The sequence below is a fragment of the Geotalea daltonii FRC-32 genome (assembly GCF_000022265.1).
In the GTDB taxonomy this organism is placed as follows: Bacteria; Desulfobacterota; Desulfuromonadia; order Geobacterales; family Geobacteraceae; genus Geotalea; species Geotalea daltonii.
On the sequence record NC_011979.1, the window covers coordinates 3,174,976 to 3,193,935 of the forward strand.

The following is an 18,960-nucleotide window of genomic DNA, read 5'->3' on the forward strand; positions in this document are numbered from 1 at the left end:
CAGATAAAAAAAGAGCCGGCATCAAGAGCCAGCTCTTTCCATATCGGGAATACTTCCTATTCGTGTTTTAATATCCATAGTTGCCGTTCATCTCATAATTCACGGTCAGCCCTTTTTCCTGAACTGCAAAACTGCTTATCCTCTCCGCTGCCGATTCCACCAACAAATCGATAAATACCTTTTTTTTCTTCGGTGGGCGGATGATTTCAGGTTCTCCCTTGATTCCTCCCAGCCTGCCAGCCTCTTCCACCGCATCCTGCAGGGTTCCGAGCTGGTCAATCAGCTTGAGCGCCAGGGCCTGTTCACCAGAATAGATCCGACCATTGGCCAGGGACCGAACCTCTTCCACCGGCAGTTTCCTGCCTTCGGCAACGGCTTTTATAAACTGCCCATGGGTGCTATCAATAACACTTTGCAGCATCTCTTTTTCCTGGTCGGTCATGGTCCTGGCAGGTGAACCCACATCTTTGAACTTGCCGGTTTTCAAGGTGAAGGCCTTCATGCCGACCTTGTCCATCAGCCCCTCAATATTGGAAAACTTCATCAGTACACCGATGCTGCCGGTAATGGTTCCGGGATTGGCAAATATCTTCGTGGCGGGAACAGCAATGTAATAGCCCCCGGAAGCAGCAAGACTTCCCATGGAAACCACCACCTTCTTCTTCATGTTCAGTTTCTTTACCGCGTCATGAATTTCCTGGGAAGGACCGACCACACCGCCGGGAGAATCTATTCGAAGGACGACAGCCTTCACTTTTTCGTTTTTTCGTAAAGCCTGCAGCTGTTTTACCGTTTCCTGCGGGTCGAGAATGATTCCTTTGACCTCGACGAGACCGACTCCTTCGCCGTGTATCGCTTCTTCCGTATCGGAAAAAACACTCTTCATGACAGAGATCGTGAAAACGGAAAAAAGAACCGTCACGGCGACAACTATAAGAACAATAATAAGCCACTTGTTTTTCATATTTCTCCGAAAATTACCTTGCCATTGGGAGTGACTCTATCATAGGATCAAATGGAAATATCGGAACAGCAAAGAGTTGAATCGGTCATGAATATTTTAGTTCTCTCGGATACCCACGGCAATTATCCCTTGGCCATCAAAGCCCTCGACGCAGCAGGCCCAGTGGATCATATTGTCCATCTGGGAGACGGACTTGATGATGCGGTGATCATCGAGGATATTTCAGGGCTGCCCACCACCAAAGTCGTCGGTAACTGTGACTTCAGCAGTTCAGCAGTCAAAGACGCTATCATAAGCCTTGCAGGCCAGAGCATCTTTATCACCCATGGCCACAGATACAGCGTCAAATCCGGATTGGATGGCCTTTACCGAAAGGCTTTGGATGGAGGTGCATCCGTTGTTCTCTTCGGGCACACTCATCTTCCTCTGATAGAGAATGTGCACGAGGTACTGTTTATAAATCCCGGCTGCCTCAGTCAAAGTTGCCAGACCACCACCTATGCCATGCTCAGTATAATTTGCGGAAAGGTGACCGCAAGAATCGTCCCTGTTGCCTGAGAAAGATTAGCACCCACAACCGCAATTATGACAGACCTTGCGGTTATGGGCTTCCGGCGCAATGGTTTCAGGGGCAAATGCCACCCTATTCACGGCCCGCTTCAGATCTTCCATAAGATCAAGGTTGGGACTTTTGTCAATGATGTGCCCGACACATGTATTGCCGATATTGTCGGCAGGTGAGGATATTCTGACGGCGTTAAGCACATCCGCATAGCTGTTCACGTTAATGACCATCTCATTATTCTGAGCATGCTGTAATTTTATGCCGAATTTCTGCAGATCATCGGTCAACTCAATCAGGAACATTTGGAAATACGCACAGGAAGTATCTACCTTCCAGTCAGGTCTAATGTGATCCTGCCGGTAAAATGTAATCAATATATCTTTTCCTGCCATCTACAAACCTCACCTTTTGTCGTTTTGTTGTTTCAGCTCGCCGCTTTCCTTTGCATGGAGCTGAAGATCATGTTCAGCACGTCTTTTTGCTTGGCTTCATACTTGTTAAGCACGGCAAGGCATGTCCCCATGGGAAAGTGCTCGTGAAGGTAATCAGCATCCCGGCCAGACAGGATGACAATCCTGTTTTTGTCGATTCCGGCATCGGTAGCATATTTGAATATCTTGGCGCCATCCAGCATGGGCATTTCCAGGTCCACCAGCAACAGATCGATCTTTTGCTTCCTGATGGCATTCAAGGCTTTGACCGGACTGGTACAGGTTTCCACATCTAAAAGTGGATAGTAGGTTTTTATATAATTACCCAGAATATCCAGGAAAGTGGCGTCATCGTCAACTATCAAAATTTTACCCATTAAAACCTCTGATCCCTTTTGCAACTTTCAATTACTTTACAATCTTGGTCGAAATATTCAACACCTGGATAGGAACATTCAAGTCAAGCAACTTGGCAGCTTTCAAATTTATCACCAGATCTACTTTTTTCGGTGTCGCCACTGGAATCTGCCCCTGCTTCTTTCCCTGAAGGATAGCTGATACACATTCTCCGGCCAGCTGTCCCTGTTCGTAGGTATTAATTTCCAATGTAACCAGAGCACCTTTGTCGGCGGCTTCAGGTACATGGGAAATCACTGGAATACCGTGATCCCTGGCCCTAAAAATGACTTTTTCCAGGCTGCGAGTCACCAGCGTGCTTTCGGCAGCATAGATAAAATCGACATCCGATGAGGTCAAGGTACCAAGTGCCGAATCCAGCATATTAGCCGAAGACACATTAAGCTCAACCACCGAAAAACCCATTTGTGCAGCTAGACGTCTTATCTCTTTCAGCTGGATTACGGAACCGATTTCCCTTCCATTATACAGAATACCCAGCGATTTGATGTGTTTGATGTCATTGGCTGCTTTTATCAGGGTGATCATTGGAACTTTGGAACTGACACCGGTGAGATTTCTGCCGGGAGCAGCCATGCTTCGTGTGACACCGGCTTCAACAGGCCCATAGACATCGACAAAGACAATGGGAATATTATCCACTTCCCGAATGGCTGCGAGGGTAACCGGCGCTCCATAGGTAATTATGATGTCGGAACCGATGCCGTTGAATTTCCTGATGGTGTTTGCCCAGGAAATGGGGTCAGGGTTTGGTGTCTGAACGACCAGTTCTACTTTACTCTGGTCAAGGCCCTTCAGTGCCAGAGTTTTCACTAAAGCCCGGTGGGACTCTTTGTAGCGTGTGATATCGCTTGTCAGAACTGCCGCAACAAGCTTCCTGCCGGCATATGACGGTAAAACACATGTCAATGACAGTAAAAACAGTATCAGATAAAAACAGCTTCTCACAGGCACTCTACCATTTGGCACTCACGTAAGCCGTTATGGAATGAACCGTTCCATCGAATTGGGAATAAAATTTATCATAGTAATCCTGCAACATATATTCCATCGAGCAGGTCAGGTTTCTGGTAAACCTGTAATTGCCACGGGCAGAAAAGGAGGTCTCAACCGTTTTTGACCGTGAAAGCTCGGTAATACCGCTTGTGTATCCATAAGGATCAGGAAATGTCTTGTTTTCAGGCTTGAACTCCGAGAGCGAGTGCACCTCCTGCAAGGTCAGGGAAAGATCCGCTTTTTCGGTGAAACGATAGGCCGTACCCAAAGAATAAAGATGGGACGCGGACCTGTAATTGGATGCTGCCAGGCTGCCATCTCCGGTTATGGAAAACATCAGTCCCTGATCCATATCGTTTTGCAGGAACCCGTAACTGGCAGTAATGGTAAGTTTTGGGAAAGGGCTGAACCACGCGGCGGTCGTGAAGTTGCGGGTGGTCTTGTCTCTTGATAAAAGGGGAGAGAACTGGGCGTATTCAACGGGAGGGGTGGAGGAACTAATAACCCTTCTTTGCATCTCATCATTGAGTTCTCGGCTGTTGCGATAGCTTGCCGTGAAGCCGAGCCTTCCGGACAGGTTGTAGTTGGAGGTCAATTCTCCTTCATGCTTTTGGGCGAAAGACGTGCCATATGATGGGTGGTCGGTTGAGGTATAGCCGTAACGGGCAGTCACCCTGAGTCCCTTCAAGGGACGACTGATAACGGAAATGGACCCCTTGTGGGTACTCTCGTTTTCATTGAGATACCAATTGAGGGTTTCGTCAAGGTAATGAACCAGGTTGCGATGCAGGAATTCACCTTTGTATTCACCCTTGACCGTAAGTTGGTTGGTGGGACGAAATAACAGGGTCGCCAGAATTACGTCCTTTTCTGTGCCAATGGAAGGGCGAACAGCCAGGATGTTATTGATAAAAAAGCTATTGGTGATGGTGGAGGGGTTGCGGTTCTCCACCTCCTGCCGCCGGTATTTAAACCCTAACGACAGCTCCTTGAACGGCGTATAAACCAGATCACCGGCGTAATTATGCAGATTTGCCGAAGTCTGATCGGCTCCCGTAGTGTCGTTCAACCGTGACAGGTTGTCCCTCTTGCCGTAGGTATAGGATCCTGCCCCCACAAGGCCGCCTGCCAGTGAAGTGTGTAATTTCACCGTATGGGCAAAATAACGGCTGTCCGTATCTTCATTATGTTCCTGTATGCCAGACCTGTGAATGCTGCCAAAGACATTGCGCTCGACATAATTATCCCTGAGTTGTTCGGCTTTATTGATGAACTGCCTGATCTGGAAGTTGTATATCAGGTCGATCGGACCCAGATGAGTATCGAAGCCTATCTTTCCCTCATGTGTCTCACGATTTACGGATCTGGATCTGGCAAAGAAGTTGTTCAGCGTCCCTTCAAAGGCAATATCCGCAAAGCGTATCTGACTTGTACCTTCTTTTACCATGCGCCAGTAGCCCAAGTTCACATGCAGTGGAAAGTCATGGATTTTGTAACGCAGACTGGCCGAATCCTGTTCGGTCTTCAGGCCGTACCCGGTCAGGGAAGAATCCTGATGGGGAATATAAGCGATACCTGGAAAATCAATCGGCTCGCTAAATAGTATTTCTCCGGTCGTATTGTGAAACAGAGCCTCGGTGCGCAGATGAAAGCGGTATTCACCGGCATAGTCGAAATTCAGATCGCCGTAATAATCTTTGTCGTTAAGATAGTTACCGTCCAGGGTAAATTTAAGGTCCTGCCCCAGCCTGTTGTAACTGGCACCGCCAATAATACCTGAATGCAGATAATTGTATTTGGAAGCGCGTCCGCCATAGTTGTCGATGGTCAGAAATCTGTATCCGGTGTATCCCTCCAGCAAAGAATGGGTCTCTGCAGCTTTTGCAGGAAATGCCTCTTGCAGCAGGGCTTCATCCAGCTCCGATAATTCGGAGCCGTCAGCAAGGTGGTTTTCTGTCTCGGTCGAAGTATCTGGTTTCTCCGAAGCCAAAGCATTGATAACCGAGAGATTAAACACAACTAATGCTGCCGCAAGCAAACAGGTCAATCTTAAGAGCTTTATCACCAGCAATCTCCTTCTGCGCAAACGGAACGGTTTTTTTACTGACGCATTGTGCCCAGGCCGGTTACACCAGTTGACGGAATATCACTTCCATGAATCTGTGAATGGCAATCCGTGCAGCGATTGGAAAAGAGCTGTTTTGTTCCAGTGGTTCCGGCCATATGACCTGCATGGCACTGCAGGCAAAGAAATGGCATCGTTGTATTCAGAAGCTGGTTGTTGGTTGACCCGTGGGGGGAATGGCAATTGGTGCAATTCTCAGTGACATCGCCATGCTCGAAGACGAAGGGACCCTGTTTCTCCATGTGGCATTTCGTGCATGTTTCCTTTGGAGTATCGCCTTTAAGGAGGCTTTCCTGTGTGGACCCGTGGACATCATGACAGTCGGCACAGGCCATCTTTTTCTCCACCAGGGGGTGATGTGAATACAAGTTGTTTTCAATTCTTACCTGTGGATGGCAGCCATAGCATAACTCAGCCATCTCTTCATGCTTGACTTTCTGCTGTGGCCCCTGATGCAGCTTATGGCAATCAAGGCAACTCACGTCACTCAATGCGTGGGCACTGGCATTCCAGTGGGCCAGGGTCGGGATGGAAGCTGCGGAATGGCATTTAAGGCAGATAAGTGACTGGGCCTGGGCGGGGAGGTTCAGAATATCGAGGAATGTCTTGGAATCGCATTTTGTTTTCCTGGCGTCGTTCAATTCAGGGTCTTCAGGAAGGTCCATTATGGCAAGGCTTCCCGGACCATGGCAAGATTCGCAGTTGACCAGCGGCAGTCCTGTTCCCGGTTTTATCTGCTCACCATGGACGCTGTGCCGGAAATCGTCGGTTATCTTGTCATGGGCATGGCATTTGGCAACGCAATTGTCGGTTCCCACATAATCCGCATCAAACCTGCCGACGATCATTCTTTCATAGTCAGAAACCGGCAGAAGCGGTTTTGTCTGCTTCAGCTGGGAACAGGCTGCCGACAGCACAGCAACAGCCACGGCAATGAAAACACGGCACAGCATTCCCCTGTTGACTGTCATCTAATCCCCTCGTATTCCCTTTGTTGTCGTGTAGATGAAACCCTTTACGATCGGATTCTCGCTCTTTTTGATCTGTGCCGGAGAGCCTACCTCGATAATCTTGCCTCCATGCATCATGGCAATACGGTCTGAAATGTAGAGTGCAAAATTCAAATCATGGGTGACTATAACGGTCGTATTTTTAGTAGTTTCCTTGAGTTTCAAAATAGTATTGGCAAGCTCGTCCGTAGTTACCGGGTCCAGCTCTGCAGTGGGCTCGTCATAAAGTATCAGATCAGGGTTCATGGCCAGGGAACGGGCAATGGCAACCCTTTTTTTCATCCCCCCCGAAAGTTCGGAGGTCCTCAAATTTTCCGTGTCCTGCAGGCCTACCTTTTCCAGTTTTTCAGTTATGATCTGCCTGATCCTCACTTCCTTGCAGATGCGCTTTTCGCGCAACCAAAGACCGACGTTTTCGCCAACTGTCAGTGAATTAAAGAGCGCAGAAGACTGAAAGACCATGCTGTAGCGGTAGTCTCTGATGGAGTTGTTTTTAATCCTGTTGAAAATGGGATTGCCGTCAATATAGATCTCACCGCTGTCCGGTGTTTCAAGCTTGACCACATGTTTCAATAAAACACTTTTCCCGGTACCGGACGGACCGATTATACTGAAAGTTTCACCGGCCTTTATCTCCAGATCGATATCCTGTAGAACATGCTTTTCACCAAAATACTTGTTCAGTTTGTCGATCCTGATGTCTACACCACGGGTATCATTAAGGTTGACATTGCATTCCATCTCATTGTCAAAGATGGAACCGGTGAGGCCATGCTTTATTTTTTCAAACACAGAAGCTCCCATGGGACTAAACTTAAAACAGATATTTATGTCTGTTGGTAAAATAATGCTTGTGGCGGTAGATAAACTGGGTCAGAAGAAGAATGGCCAAAGAAGCGGCAATATTATTAGTCCACAATGACTCCAGCTGAATCCTGGAACCGATTAGCTTTTCAACCTCCTGGGGCTTTATGAATGTGAGGTTGATTATGGTGTTGACTACCTGGAACAGGTTGTAAAGAATCAGCATGTACCACGTAAGCAATTGACGCTTCATCGTTCCAAGAAAAAGGTACAGACACATCAGACAGTCGATGAAAACCATCATTTTGGCCGAAGAATCTGTATAGATATCGCCTAAGAACGGATAAGGATTGCCGAAGGTTGAAACAGAAACCAGGAAAAAAAAGAAATAGAGCCCGGTCAGTAGTGTCAATCCCAAAGGGCGGCGCAATTCTTCGCTGTCTACCATCAAAATATCCTTTAAGGGTGAACTCCGGTGCTGTCTGTCATGCCTGATGTTACAACGGTGCATTTCACTTGTTTTTCCTGTTCATATCGCTGATGGCCACACAAGCGAATATTGTAACCATTACCAGGGCTATGAACAGCCAGTCTCCCGAGCTAAATCCGAACATAAATCTCCTAATACAGCTGATCTAATGCAGCACGGGCCTCGTCATAGGCCGGATTAATTGCGAGCGCTTCCTGCAGATATTCTTCCGCATATTTGGGCATTGCCATGTTCTTACAGCACAACGCCAGGTAGTAATATAATTCCGGCAAGGGAAACTGCTGGCAGAAAGCAGCATCATCGATAATATCCTGGTAAATGGCCGCCGATTCTTCATATTGGCCTGCCTCAAAGAGAGACATGGCCACCGCCACGGCTTCAAGGTAATCAACTACCGGTATGCGCGGGAATTCGCCCGCCTCGATCTTTTTGAGGCGTGCCTCCAGCTTTTCAGCCTCAACTTTGTCGAGCTCCGAAATGATCCCGCTCCAGCAGGACAATGCCTTATCATACTTCCCAAGCAGATAATAGACCTCGCCCAAGGTATTTTGTGCAGGCATATGCTTAGGATCAAACTGACGTGCCTTTTCGAGAAAATCCACTGCACGGTAGAGGGAAATTGTCGAAAGATGCAAGGCGGAAAGTCTCATCCCTTTGTCCAGCAAAGTCTTGCCGATCTCGAAGGGAAACTGCGCATTTTCCGGCTCAATCAAGGCAAATATCTTCAGATAATTTATTTTTCTGTCCAGGTATGTGACTTCCACATCTTTTTGATCCAGCATGACAATGTGGCTTGCCAGTTCGGAAAGGTAGTGGGGATAGGCTTGCTGCAACAGGTTTGCATAATTGCTGCTGCCAACGGCATCCGGGTTAGCCCGCAAAAGTTGGTATATGCCCCTCCCCACTGCGTCATAACCGGGTGAAGAAGCGCCAAGGGCAGAGTGATCCTCTGCGAGTAGCGGAATGGGCATACTGCCAATGGGAATATGAATCTTGCCATCAAGTCCGTCAAGGATGGCGTCTGCCGAAGGTTCATAATAAACTATTCCTGTAACGGGTGTCATATCGGTGATGGTTAAGCGTCTGATGGTCATTTCTCCAGTCTGTCCCCATCGGGAAAGGTATTGACGCCGGCTGAGCGGCCAATCATCTTGTATATTTTCACATCATCCCACGGCTCATCCATAATACCGTCATGGATGGACCAGCTGCGGCCAAAGGCTGTTGCCGCCATTTCCGGACGGCGAAAGGGATTCGAGTTATCAAGCCTTGCATACAACATGCCCCCCGGCTTGAATCCTTCGTTTATATCCTGCATTAATCGCTTGCCCGTAATATAATCGAATCCGTATTTTTCATAACGCAGGGCATTGTCATAGGTCAACGGCTCGGCCACGATCATTTCCATCCCCAAACCATCCACAAACAACTCCAGAAGAGTGAAAACTTCCCGGAACATCCTCAGGCCACGATGGGTCTGGTTGGGGAAAAGACCGGCCTCCATGGCCCTGATTTCCTCCGGGATGTTCCTGCCGGTGCTGGCAAAGCAGTTGTCTTCGCCCGATTCGTCCTTGTCCACATTATAACGTGGTGCGGACAGGTCGTTGATGATGCAGAAGGATAGTTCCATCTGCCGGTATTGGGTGTCTGCCAGTTCAAGAAAAAAGACCCGTTCCTTGTCGGCAGAACTAATTCTGGCTTCAATTCGCATGAGGCCCAAGCCGCGAGGTGCTATAAATTCGATTTTTGCATTTCCCTCTGCTTCGCCAAAGGTTCCCGGCCTGATCCCAAGCACATGATAAAGCCGGTCAGGAATGAGCCTTGAATATATTCTTTTTTTCTCCACGGCATCAAGAAAACTGATGTCTCTCAGGGAAAAGAGAGCATTCCCTCTTAAATCGGTCAGCTGCTCATTTCCCGGAAGTTTGGCCATATGGTCCGATAATCACAGGAAAAATGGATTTTCTTACTTTGGCAATGGTCCTTTCAACAGCATCCAATGCCCGATTGCGGTCATCATCTTCCGCCCAGTGCATTGCATCCAGAAGCATCCTGTGCGGGAACCCCATCTGCCTGATCATTTCCACGAAGGGCCCCGGCAGAGATGGAGCCAGGTCCTTGCCGTTCATCACCGCCCAGACAATTGTCCAGGCCCGTGCCACGTTCATGTTGTCGTATCCCCCTCCCCCCACCGCCAACCAGGGAATTTGCAGTGCCTTTAATTTTTTGACAATGTACGAGTAGGCGTGGGTGGTTATCTCCAGCTTTGTCAAGGGATCGGTGCGAAAGGTATCGGCTCCCATCTGGGTTACCAGCACATCCGGGTCAAATGCAGCGATCAAAGGGAATGCAACCTCATCAAAGGCCTTCATGTAGATGGCATCGTCGGTATGTTCCAGAAGTGGCACATTGACTGTATATCCGGTGCCTGCCCCTGTACCGATCTCTTCTTCAAAACCGGTACCAGGAAAAAAATAAATCCCGCTCTGGTGAAGGGAGATTGTCAGCACCTGATCATTTTCGTAAAAAGCCTCCTGAACCCCATCTCCATGATGGGCATCCAGGTCCAGGTAAACCACCCTCTTCCCTTGGGCAAGGAGGTAGTTGATGGCAACGGCAGCGTCATTCAGGTAGGAAAAACCCGAAGCCTTGCTGCGGTGCGCATGATGCCAACCACCGGCAAGATTGAATGCAGCCTTGTAACCTTCCTCGACGATCAGCCGGGCGCCTTCCAGTGTGCCTGCCGTTCCCATGCAGGCCCAATCATACACACCTTTAAAGATCGGGTTTTCAGTATCACCAAGGCCGAAACGGAAATCGGCCCTGGACTCTTCAGCGGCACTGAATTCCTTCAACCTGGCCAGATAATCATGGGAATGGAAGGTCAGCAACTGTTCATCGGTAATGGTGCCACAACGGCATACGCTGACGTCGGGAAGGCATGTAAGTCCATAGGCATGAATAAGCTCGTAGGCTAGCTTATACCGCTGGACTTTGAATGGATGATCAGTCCCATAACAGTAGGAGCCACAGTCCGGCGAATAGATCAGGGCGGTTCTGGCGGTCAAAGGTCTCTCCGGCTGTCGCCACAGTGGCGAACTATCGTGAATTGTTGAGAATTTACAATGTAAGCTTTTAAGCGTCAACAACTATTTCCGCTCCCGCAGTCATGTTTTTAGGCACTGGGGATGAATTTTTGAGCACTTGGCAGATAAAAAAGAAAGCTACTGAAAGTTTATCCCTGTAATTTCAGTTACCTGCACAATTGGCAAAAAGGTTGCTATGGCAAAGACCGTGTCTTACCCAAAGGCGGGTAAAGAGCTTTACCACTGGAGGTAATAAATGGAAGCAATGCCAACGCCGGCAAATCTACACAGCAGTTCCGACGTCCTTTTCCTCATGCTTGGTGCCGTCATGGTCTTCGCCATGCATGCCGGTTTCGCCTTTCTCGAAGTGGGCACTGTTCGCAAGAAAAACCAGGTAAATGCCTTCGTCAAAATCATTACCGACTGGTCGGTCTCAACCATTGTCTATTTCCTCATCGGTTTTCCCATTGCATACGGCATTTCCTTTCTGGTGCCAGCCACCGATCTCCTTGGCGCCAATCAGGGATACGATCTTACCCATTTCTTTTTTCTGCTCTGCTTCTCTGCCTGCATTCCGGCAATCATCTCCGGAGGTATAGCGGAACGGGCGAAGTTTTGGCCTCAGGTGCTGGCCGGCGCAATTTTTGCCGGGTTGACCTATCCCATCTTCGAGTCCCTGATCTGGGGGCAGAATTCTGCACCGCTACAGAGTTTTTTCAAGACCTACGGGGGAGCCGAATTTCATGATTATGCGGGCTCGGTTGTAGTCCATTCCATTGGCGGTTGGCTCGCCCTGCCGGCAGTGATCATCCTTGGACCCCGAATGGGACGCTATCTTCGGGGCAAATCGCATCCGATTCCAATAAGCAATATACCCTTCCTTGCACTGGGTTCCTGGATACTTGCCGTAGGCTGGTTCGGCTTCAATGTCATGAGCGCCGGACACCTGGAGAAGATATCCGGACTGGTTGCGGTAAATTCATTGATGGCCATGGTCGGCGGCATTCTAGCGGCACTTGTAGCAGGCAAAAACGACCCCGGCTTCGTCCACAACGGCGCTTTGGCCGGCCTGATTGCCGTTTGTGCAGGGAGCGATATCATGCATCCTCTGGCGGCATTCATCACCGGATGCATCGCTTCCATTATCTTTGTCTACGGTTTTCATCTGGAACAGGAAAAACTGAAGATCGACGATGTGCTTGGCGTCTGGCCTCTCCATGGGGTGATTGGTTCCTGGGGAGGAATCGCTACCGGGATCTTCGGTCACAAATTTTTCGGGGGCATGGGGGGAGTCACCTTCATGTCACAACTTATGGGATCGGTGCTGGCAATTGCCTTTGCCCTTGTCAGCAGTCTGATTGTCTATGGCTGCCTTTCCAAAACCATCGGCGTCAGGCTGGATGAAGAACAGGAATTTGCCGGAGCCGATTTGAGCATCCATAGTATCGGTGCATATCCGGAAGATCATGTCCGGTAACGGGAAAAACCTTAATTATTTAATCTAAGGCCCTGAAACGGGCCTTTTTTTTATTTTTAGTATATAATTCCCCGGAAACTGTCGATAAAGCGGTTGTAGGCAAATCAATGAGGAACGGGACAATCAACTATGAAAAAACAGCTGGGAGATTTATTGGTAGAAGCCGGAATCATCACCAATACTACCCTGGAAAGGGCTCTGCAAAGACAAAAAGGAACAAACAAACGTCTGGGAACAGTGCTTGAGGAAATGGGGGTGGTCACTGGTGATGAACTGGTCACTGCCGTTGCCGGACAGTTCGGCCTGAAAACGGTCAAAAATGTTGCAGCTTTTTCCTATCCCCAAGCATTGCTTGATCTTATCCCTGAAGATATGGCCCTGCAGAAACTGATTTTTCCGTTGAAACAAAAGGAAGGGCTTCTTGCCATTGCCATCGCTGATCCTTTTGATACCGATTCACAAGATTATCTGGCAAAGAAAACAAGCTGTAAAGTCATACCGGTACTGGCCACGCCGGAAGACATCATGGCTGCCGTGAAGAAGTTCTATCTGAAGGGAGCTGCAAAATCCGACAGAACGATGGTCTTGGTGGTCGATGATTCAAAATCCGTGGCAACAATAATCCAGGTGGCTCTTGAGAAGGAGGGATACCAGGTGGTTGTGGCCAGTGATGGGGTGGAAGGCCTGAAGCTGGCTATTCAACATAAACCGACGCTGGTGATTTGCGACTCGGTAATGCCCCGCATGGATGGATTTGCTTTCAAGCGTGCTTTGAAAGCAAATCCCGACACCGCCGATATCCCGGTAATTCTTCTGACTTCCAAGGCCTCACCCGAAGAGGAGCATGCCGCATTGACATCGGGTTTCCTCGATTTCATTGCCAAACCTGTCATGCCCATGCGGGTGATTTCCCGCGTCAACAGAGCCATGGAATTGATAAAGCACATAAAATAAAAAATGGTTACCGCTCCGGCGGTAACCATTGCCCAGACATGGCTTCACCCGTGTTACTTTTTATCGATGAAAGCTGCCGCTCTCTCCAGTCTCAGACAGGTTTCCTCTTTACCCAGTACAGCCATGACCTCGTAAATACCTGGAGCCGCTGTGCCGCCACACAAGGCAATGCGGACCGGTTGAGCTATCTGTCCAAGCTTGAATCCCTTTTCTCCGCAGATATCTTTAAAAACAGACTCAATACTGTCATGGTCAAAGGTATCCAGCTCCGAAAGTTTGCCTATCAAAAGACGGTAAAGTGAGGCGGTATCAGGGGTGAAGAATTTCTCCACCGCTTTTTCATCATAAACAAAGTTACGCTGGTAATAAAATACAGCTCCTTCCGCCATTTCCACGAGGGTCCTGGCCCGTTCCTGGAGAGTCTTAACCACCTGGATCAGATCCGGCCCCCCCGTTAAATCGACACCCTTGTCGGCTAGAAAAGGAGCCAGCAGGTCGGCAAGGCGTTTTTCATCGCCGGTCTTGATATAGTGAGCATTCAGCCAGAGTAGCTTGTCGGGGTTAAATACTCCGGCGGAACGGCCGACCTGTTCAATATTGAATTTTTCAATAAGGTCTTCCTTGCTAAAGATTTCCTCGTCGCCGTGGCTCCAGCCAAGCCTGACCAGATAATTGACCATCGCCTCCGGAAGAAATCCCATGTCCCGGTATGCCATGACACTGGTGGCGCCATGACGCTTGGACAGACGTGTCTTGTCGGCACCGAGGATCATGGGCACATGGGCAAAGGCAGGAACAGGGTACCCCAGTGCTTCATAGAGAAGTATCTGGCGGGGGGTGTTGTTGACATGGTCATCGCCCCGGATAACCGTTGTTATCTCCATGGTCGCATCGTCAATGACAACCACGAAATTATAGGTCGGGGTACCGTCGCTCCTCTGGATGATGAGATCATCCAGTTCGTCATTGTTGAAGGAGATCCTCCCCTTGATGAGGTCATCGAAGGCGGTCACTCCATCCTGCGGAGCCCTGAAACGCACCACATGGGGCCGGTCATCGAGAGCACCGGCAGGGAGATTGCGACAGGTGCCGTCATATTTGGGTTTTCGCCCTTCCTTGAAGGCGAGGTCTCTTTTCGCTTCGAGTTCTTCAGCCGTGCAGTAGCATTTATAGGCTTTTCCGGAATCAAGAAGTTTTTGCACAAATTCCTTGTAAACCGGAAATCGTTCAGACTGATAGAACGGGCCTTCGTCCCAGTCAAGGCCGAGCCACTCCATCCCCTGAAGTATGGCATCAACAGATTCCTGGGTTGAACGGGCCACATCCGTATCCTCTATGCGGAGGATGAATGTCCCTCGCTGCTTTTTGGCCAAAAGCCAGTTAAAAAGAGCAGTCCGCGCTCCACCCACATGAAGATAGCCGGTCGGGCTGGGAGCAAAACGGAGACGTACTTGTGACATATTCAACTCCTTCGATTGATAGATTATAAGAGCAGACAGACTAGTTGTCGTCTTCGTCCTCAGACGGTTTTTTTTCGCCAGGAATTTTGTAGTTTTCGGAAAACCAGGAACCGAGGTCGATCATTTTGCAACGTTCCGAGCAGAATGGACGATGGGGATTGTCCTGCCATGACACTTCCTTCTGACAATGGGGGCAAAAATGTTTAGCTGTTTTTTTCATGGCAAAGGTTGCTCTGAGTCTTGATACCAGCGGACGAAATTGGCGATGCCTTCTTCAATGGGTGTCACCGGTTTGTAGCCCAAGACGGACGACGATTTTTCTATATTGGCAAAAGTTCGTTCCACGTCTCCCGCCTGCATCGGCAGACACTCAAGAACCGCTTTTTTGCCCAGTTGATGCTCGATTATCTTAACGAGACGGTTTAGAGCGACTGGACTGGAACCGCCCAGGTTGAAAATATCATAGCGTTTCTCGCCCGTATTTACCCACTGCAATGCCTTTTCTATCCCGGCAACAATGTCGCCGATGTAGGTGTAATCTCGACTGGTGCTGCCATCTCCATAAAAAGGAATGGGTTTTCCCTGCTCAATCAGTCTGACAAATTTGCTGATGGCAAGGTCCGGGCGTTGCCTGGGCCCATAAACGGTGAAGAATCTGAGACAGGCGATGTTGATGTCGTAAAGGTGATGATAGGTATGGCAGATTAATTCGCCAGCCTTTTTCGTTGCAGCATAAGGCGAAATGGGATTATCCACCGGATCAGCCTCGGCAAATGGCACTTTCGGATTGTTTCCGTATACCGAAGAACTGGAGGCAAAAAGAAAAAGCCGCACTCCGATTGCTTTTGCGGCCTCTAGAAGATTCATTGTCCCCCGCACGTTGACTTCCTCGTAAAGCAGCGGATTGTCGATGGACGGTCTTACTCCGGCGGCAGCAGCAAGATGAATGACGGCATCAGGCAGCTCCTGGGTGAATATGGCACGAATAAATTCCTCATCCCGAATATCGCCCTCGCACAGGAGAAGTCGACGTCCGCAAGCCGCGGCATTGCCGGCAGTTTCTGTAAAATTCCGCCTCTTGACAGCAGGGGAGTAAAAATCGTTGAAGTTATCTACTATGATAATGTCATGGCCGCAGAGAAATAACCGCTCTGCCAGGTGAGATCCTATGAATCCGGCGCCACCGGTTATCAATATCCGCATGAAAGCCCCTTATATCTCATTCGGCAATGACAATGGCGCCCTTGCCCGCTTTTGCGGCGAGTTCGCCTGCTTCCGACTGTTTCAGATGCTTGCCCATACGCACCCGGTACCAGGTTCCCTTGCCCTGCACATTCGACTCCAGGATGTAAGCCGCCTGTCCTTTGGAAAGCAGGTTGGTCCTGATGGCCTCAGCTTCCGTCTTGTCCCTCAACGATGCAATTTGCACGCAATAAGTGCCTTCTCCAGATGCCTGGCTCTTTGCAGGCGTTTTAGGGACAGCGGCTGTCTCTGTATTCGCCTCGGATTTAGGAGGGGCACCTGGCGATAAAAGCTTTTGCTCCTGAAGGTTTTGTGGTCCGGGTGTCGCCTTGTTTTGTTCCTCACCGGCCTTCGCCGGATTAAGGCCGCTGCCTATAACGGCTTTTGCCCCATTCGGCAGGGTCTGATAAAATGTCAGCGGCACATCCTGCCCTGCAGGTTGTGCTTGAGGTGCGAGCGAAGGTGTTACTGCAGGTTTGGCAGTAGTCTTTTCATATGTATTCTTGACCGCTCGACCGCCAAAAAACCATCCGCCGGCAAAACCCCCAACGAACGAGATAATGACTGCCCCGGCAACTATAAATACCAGAATTCCAATCGGTTGCTTTTTGGGACGGTTTTTGCTGACCGGCCTGCGTTCACAATAGTCCAGCACCATACAAGCCTCTGTTACATTTTCTCAGGAGCTGAGATCCCAAGCAGGTTCAAAGCATTTTTCAGGGTCAGTGCCACACACTTCAAAAGGAACAGCCTCGCGGCAGTCAGCTGACTGTCTTCGGTGATAACCCGGTTTTTGTTATAAAAGCCATGAAACAGTCCGGCCAGTTCCTGAAGATAATTGGCAATCCGGTGGGGCTCAAAATTGGCGGCGCTCCCCTCCACCACCTCCGGAAAGAAGGCAAGGGCCTTGACTATGGCCATTTCTTCAGGCTCGATCAACTGGTCAAGATTCACACCGTCGGCCCCGGGCACGACAAATCCCTTCTCTGCTGCATTCTCGAAGATACTGCAGATCCTGGCATGGGCATACTGGACATAGTAGACCGGATTGTCCAGGGATTTCTGCTTTGCCAGATCTATGTCGAAAACCAGCTGCGAATCGGGCTTACGCATGACGAAAAAGAAGCGGGTCGCATCGCGACCGACTTCATCTATGAGGTCACGCAGAGTAACGTAGCTTCCGGCGCGCTTGGAGATCTTTACCTCTTCGCCGCCGCGCAGAACAGTCACCATCTGGTGAAGCACATATTCCGGCCATCCGGCAGGAATTCCCGCATCAAGGGCCTGCAATCCCGCACGAACCCGGGTAATGGTACTGTGGTGATCTGCCCCCTGCTCGTTGACGACACGGGTAAAGCCTCTCTCCCATTTGCGCAGGTGATAGGCGACATCCGGAACAAAATAGGTATAGCCTCCCCCCGATTTCCGCATCACCCGGTCTTTGTCATCGGCAAAGGAGGTGGTGCGAAGCCACAGGGCATCGTCCTGTTCATAGGTGTGGCCGCTGTCGACGAGACGCCGAACAACCCTTTCAACGCTGCCATCGGCATAAAGGTCCGACTCCAGGGAATAGACATCGAAATGCACATCGAAAGCGGCCAAATCCTGGTCCTGCTCACGACGGAGAAAGGCAACGGCAAAACGCCTGATTGCTTCCAGATCCTGGGGGTCGCCTGCGGCGGTCACATGTTGATCGTCTGCATGGACCGTCTCGCGGGCCATGTAAGCACGGGCCACGTCAATGATATATTCCCCCTGGTAGCCGTCGGAAGGCCAGCCAGGATCGTCCGGGCCATTGCCAAAGCAGCGGGCCTGCACTGAAAGAGCCAGATTGGCAATCTGCTGTCCGGCATCATTGTAGTAGAATTCACGGGTAACATCCCATCCGGTAGCTGACAGAAGACGGCAGATGGTATCACCCAGGGCAGCTCCGCGACCATGACCGATATGCAGAGGGCCTGTGGGATTGGCGCTGACGAACTCAACCTGGATCTTTTTCCCACCACCGACCCCGCTTTTTCCGTACTCGAAGCCGATCTGGTCGACCTCCAGCAGAGTCTGCCTCCAGGCTTCGTCCTTTAGATGAAAATTAATAAACCCGGGACCGGCAATCTCTATTTTTTCACATACTCCCGATCCGTCGGCCAGATGGCTGACAAGTGTTTCAGCAACCATTCGAGGCGCTTTTTTTTCCGCCTTGGCCAAGAGCATCGCCACATTTGTCGCAAAATCCCCATGGTCGGCATGGGCAGGCTTTTCAATAATGATTGATGGGAATTCGCCGGAAGAAAGGCTTCCGTCGGCATAGCAGCCTGCCAATCCCTGGGAGATCAAAGTGCGGAGTAATTCCTTCATCACTCCTCCTGTTTATCTTTGGATGAACTGTCTTCTTGAACAGTATCTTTGATTGAAATATCCCTGGTGAAGTCCGGACAATGGGCGCCATTGTCGGAAACACAGAATTTTTTCGCGCAATTTTCACGCCAAGCACAGATGGCGCAGAATTGCCGAGAGGTTCTTATATTCACATTTTATCCTTTGATTTGAGTGCTCGGTAAATAGATGGAGCCAAAGTTGAAACAGGTCCGTGGGGGTAACCAGTTCCGGCTCGCTTATAGAAGAGCGGCCCCAGAATTTATTTCTGTGTCAACTGGTCTTTCTTCTCCGGTGGAAACTGGTAAATCACCTCGTTTTGCCTCACCAGCCCGAAATCTCGCCGGGCTATGCTCTCCAGGTAGCGACGATCACTGCGCAAGGCTTCGATTTCGCGCTTCAGTTTCTCATTTTCTGTCTTCAACGATTGAAGATGTTCCCGAATCTCCTTGTTATCCTTGTTGAGGTGATAAATGCGCAACAAACCTCTATCACCGAAGATGGTAAAAAACAGGATGAAGACGATGATACCGGCAGGTATAAGAAGCATCCGCTTCCGCATGATG

Annotated in this window: 20 protein-coding genes; 3 read left to right on the forward strand and 17 right to left on the reverse strand. The window is 49.6% G+C overall.

The window, feature by feature from the left end; all coding sequences use genetic code 11:
• Positions 1 to 67: 67 nt before the first annotated feature.
• Positions 68 to 964 carry a signal peptide peptidase SppA gene (sppA, locus tag GEOB_RS14420; protein WP_012647977.1) on the reverse strand — a complete coding sequence of 299 codons (897 nt, stop codon included), beginning with the start codon at positions 962 to 964 and terminating at the stop codon, positions 68 to 70.
• Positions 965 to 1,051: 87 nt separating this feature from the next.
• Between sppA and GEOB_RS14425 the strand changes: the two genes are divergently transcribed.
• Positions 1,052 to 1,522, forward strand: coding sequence for a YfcE family phosphodiesterase (locus GEOB_RS14425; protein ID WP_012647978.1), 471 nt, complete (start codon positions 1,052 to 1,054; stop codon positions 1,520 to 1,522).
• Positions 1,523 to 1,528: 6 nt separating this feature from the next.
• On the opposite strand, the gene GEOB_RS14430 is transcribed toward GEOB_RS14425, so the two are convergent.
• The 10 genes from GEOB_RS14430 to GEOB_RS14475 all read right to left on the reverse strand — a co-directional run bounded on the left by GEOB_RS14430 (position 1,529) and on the right by GEOB_RS14475 (position 10,870).
• The gene (locus GEOB_RS14430) at positions 1,529 to 1,921 is read right to left on the reverse strand and encodes a hypothetical protein (protein WP_012647979.1); all 393 of its coding nucleotides are present in this window, start codon (positions 1,919 to 1,921) and stop codon (positions 1,529 to 1,531) included.
• A 32-nt stretch (positions 1,922 to 1,953) separates the two neighbouring features.
• Positions 1,954 to 2,337 (reverse strand): response regulator transcription factor, encoded by a 384-nt coding sequence (locus GEOB_RS14435; RefSeq protein WP_012647980.1) that lies wholly within the window; start codon positions 2,335 to 2,337, stop codon positions 1,954 to 1,956.
• 31 nt (positions 2,338 to 2,368) lie between these two features.
• Positions 2,369 to 3,190, reverse strand: a complete 822-nt coding sequence (locus tag GEOB_RS14440) for an ABC transporter substrate-binding protein (protein ID WP_230198961.1) — start codon at positions 3,188 to 3,190, stop codon at positions 2,369 to 2,371.
• 142 nt (positions 3,191 to 3,332) lie between these two features.
• On the reverse strand, positions 3,333 to 5,438 hold the full coding sequence (locus GEOB_RS14445) for a hypothetical protein (protein WP_012647982.1): 2,106 nt from the start codon (positions 5,436 to 5,438) through the stop codon (positions 3,333 to 3,335).
• Positions 5,439 to 5,473: 35 nt separating this feature from the next.
• Positions 5,474 to 6,469: a DmsE family decaheme c-type cytochrome gene (locus GEOB_RS14450; protein ID WP_012647983.1), complete on the reverse strand. Its 996-nt coding sequence runs from the start codon at positions 6,467 to 6,469 to the stop codon at positions 5,474 to 5,476.
• The gene (locus GEOB_RS14455; RefSeq protein WP_012647984.1) at positions 6,470 to 7,300 is read right to left on the reverse strand and encodes an ABC transporter ATP-binding protein; all 831 of its coding nucleotides are present in this window, start codon (positions 7,298 to 7,300) and stop codon (positions 6,470 to 6,472) included.
• Positions 7,301 to 7,322: 22 nt separating this feature from the next.
• Positions 7,323 to 7,760 (reverse strand): hypothetical protein, encoded by a 438-nt coding sequence (locus GEOB_RS14460; protein ID WP_012647985.1) that lies wholly within the window; start codon positions 7,758 to 7,760, stop codon positions 7,323 to 7,325.
• A 173-nt stretch (positions 7,761 to 7,933) separates the two neighbouring features.
• Complete coding sequence (locus tag GEOB_RS14465) at positions 7,934 to 8,896, reverse strand: hypothetical protein (protein ID WP_012647987.1); 963 nt, start codon at positions 8,894 to 8,896, stop codon at positions 7,934 to 7,936.
• Complete coding sequence (locus GEOB_RS14470; RefSeq protein WP_012647988.1) at positions 8,893 to 9,735, reverse strand: hypothetical protein; 843 nt, start codon at positions 9,733 to 9,735, stop codon at positions 8,893 to 8,895. Before GEOB_RS14470 ends, GEOB_RS14465 begins: the two co-directional genes overlap by 4 nt.
• On the reverse strand, positions 9,713 to 10,870 hold the full coding sequence (locus GEOB_RS14475; protein WP_012647989.1) for an acetoin utilization protein AcuC: 1,158 nt from the start codon (positions 10,868 to 10,870) through the stop codon (positions 9,713 to 9,715). The genes GEOB_RS14470 and GEOB_RS14475 overlap by 23 nt, the downstream gene beginning before the upstream one ends.
• Before the next feature lie 274 nt (positions 10,871 to 11,144).
• Here GEOB_RS14475 and GEOB_RS14480 point away from each other — a divergent pair, with 274 nt between their 5' ends.
• Complete coding sequence (locus GEOB_RS14480) at positions 11,145 to 12,365, forward strand: ammonium transporter (protein ID WP_012647990.1); 1,221 nt, start codon at positions 11,145 to 11,147, stop codon at positions 12,363 to 12,365.
• A gap of 129 nt (positions 12,366 to 12,494) precedes the next feature.
• Positions 12,495 to 13,319, forward strand: a complete 825-nt coding sequence (locus tag GEOB_RS14485) for a response regulator (protein WP_012647991.1) — start codon at positions 12,495 to 12,497, stop codon at positions 13,317 to 13,319.
• 53 nt (positions 13,320 to 13,372) lie between these two features.
• Here the strand turns inward: GEOB_RS14485 and gltX are convergent, their stop codons facing one another.
• The 6 genes from gltX to GEOB_RS14515 all read right to left on the reverse strand — a co-directional run bounded on the left by gltX (position 13,373) and on the right by GEOB_RS14515 (position 18,956).
• Positions 13,373 to 14,779 (reverse strand): glutamate--tRNA ligase, encoded by a 1,407-nt coding sequence (gene gltX / locus GEOB_RS14490; RefSeq protein ID WP_012647992.1) that lies wholly within the window; start codon positions 14,777 to 14,779, stop codon positions 13,373 to 13,375.
• A gap of 40 nt (positions 14,780 to 14,819) precedes the next feature.
• Positions 14,820 to 14,999 carry a DNA gyrase inhibitor YacG gene (locus GEOB_RS14495; protein ID WP_012647993.1) on the reverse strand — a complete coding sequence of 60 codons (180 nt, stop codon included), beginning with the start codon at positions 14,997 to 14,999 and terminating at the stop codon, positions 14,820 to 14,822.
• A complete protein-coding gene (locus tag GEOB_RS14500) occupies positions 14,996 to 15,982 on the reverse strand; it encodes an NAD-dependent epimerase/dehydratase family protein (RefSeq protein WP_012647994.1) in 987 nt (328 codons plus the stop codon). The genes GEOB_RS14495 and GEOB_RS14500 overlap by 4 nt, the downstream gene beginning before the upstream one ends.
• 16 nt (positions 15,983 to 15,998) lie before the next feature.
• Positions 15,999 to 16,679: an SPOR domain-containing protein gene (locus GEOB_RS14505; RefSeq protein WP_012647995.1), complete on the reverse strand. Its 681-nt coding sequence runs from the start codon at positions 16,677 to 16,679 to the stop codon at positions 15,999 to 16,001.
• An 11-nt stretch (positions 16,680 to 16,690) separates the two neighbouring features.
• Entirely contained in the window at positions 16,691 to 18,376 is a 1,686-nt protein-coding gene (gene argS, locus GEOB_RS14510; protein ID WP_012647996.1) for an arginine--tRNA ligase, read from the reverse strand.
• Between the two features lie 280 nt (positions 18,377 to 18,656).
• Complete coding sequence (locus GEOB_RS14515; RefSeq protein WP_012647998.1) at positions 18,657 to 18,956, reverse strand: FtsB family cell division protein; 300 nt, start codon at positions 18,954 to 18,956, stop codon at positions 18,657 to 18,659.
• Positions 18,957 to 18,960: the final 4 nt, after the last annotated feature.

Coding starts and splice junctions, on each gene's coding strand:
- GEOB_RS14515 (WP_012647998.1), bottom strand. CDS start 18,956: ATGCGGAAGCGGATGCTTCTTATACCTGCCGGTATCATCGTCTTCATC.
- GEOB_RS14500 (WP_012647994.1), bottom strand. CDS start 15,982: ATGCGGATATTGATAACCGGTGGCGCCGGATTCATAGGATCTCACCTG.
- GEOB_RS14460 (WP_012647985.1), bottom strand. CDS start 7,760: ATGGTAGACAGCGAAGAATTGCGCCGCCCTTTGGGATTGACACTACTG.
- GEOB_RS14480 (WP_012647990.1), top strand. CDS start 11,145: ATGGAAGCAATGCCAACGCCGGCAAATCTACACAGCAGTTCCGACGTC.
- GEOB_RS14505 (WP_012647995.1), bottom strand. CDS start 16,679: ATGGTGCTGGACTATTGTGAACGCAGGCCGGTCAGCAAAAACCGTCCC.
- GEOB_RS14435 (WP_012647980.1), bottom strand. CDS start 2,337: ATGGGTAAAATTTTGATAGTTGACGATGACGCCACTTTCCTGGATATT.
- sppA (WP_012647977.1), bottom strand. CDS start 964: ATGAAAAACAAGTGGCTTATTATTGTTCTTATAGTTGTCGCCGTGACG.
- gltX (WP_012647992.1), bottom strand. CDS start 14,779: ATGTCACAAGTACGTCTCCGTTTTGCTCCCAGCCCGACCGGCTATCTT.
- GEOB_RS14465 (WP_012647987.1), bottom strand. CDS start 8,896: ATGACCATCAGACGCTTAACCATCACCGATATGACACCCGTTACAGGA.
- GEOB_RS14425 (WP_012647978.1), top strand. CDS start 1,052: ATGAATATTTTAGTTCTCTCGGATACCCACGGCAATTATCCCTTGGCC.
- GEOB_RS14470 (WP_012647988.1), bottom strand. CDS start 9,735: ATGGCCAAACTTCCGGGAAATGAGCAGCTGACCGATTTAAGAGGGAAT.
- argS (WP_012647996.1), bottom strand. CDS start 18,376: ATGAAGGAATTACTCCGCACTTTGATCTCCCAGGGATTGGCAGGCTGC.
- GEOB_RS14430 (WP_012647979.1), bottom strand. CDS start 1,921: ATGGCAGGAAAAGATATATTGATTACATTTTACCGGCAGGATCACATT.
- GEOB_RS14485 (WP_012647991.1), top strand. CDS start 12,495: ATGAAAAAACAGCTGGGAGATTTATTGGTAGAAGCCGGAATCATCACC.
- GEOB_RS14450 (WP_012647983.1), bottom strand. CDS start 6,469: ATGACAGTCAACAGGGGAATGCTGTGCCGTGTTTTCATTGCCGTGGCT.
- GEOB_RS14495 (WP_012647993.1), bottom strand. CDS start 14,999: ATGAAAAAAACAGCTAAACATTTTTGCCCCCATTGTCAGAAGGAAGTG.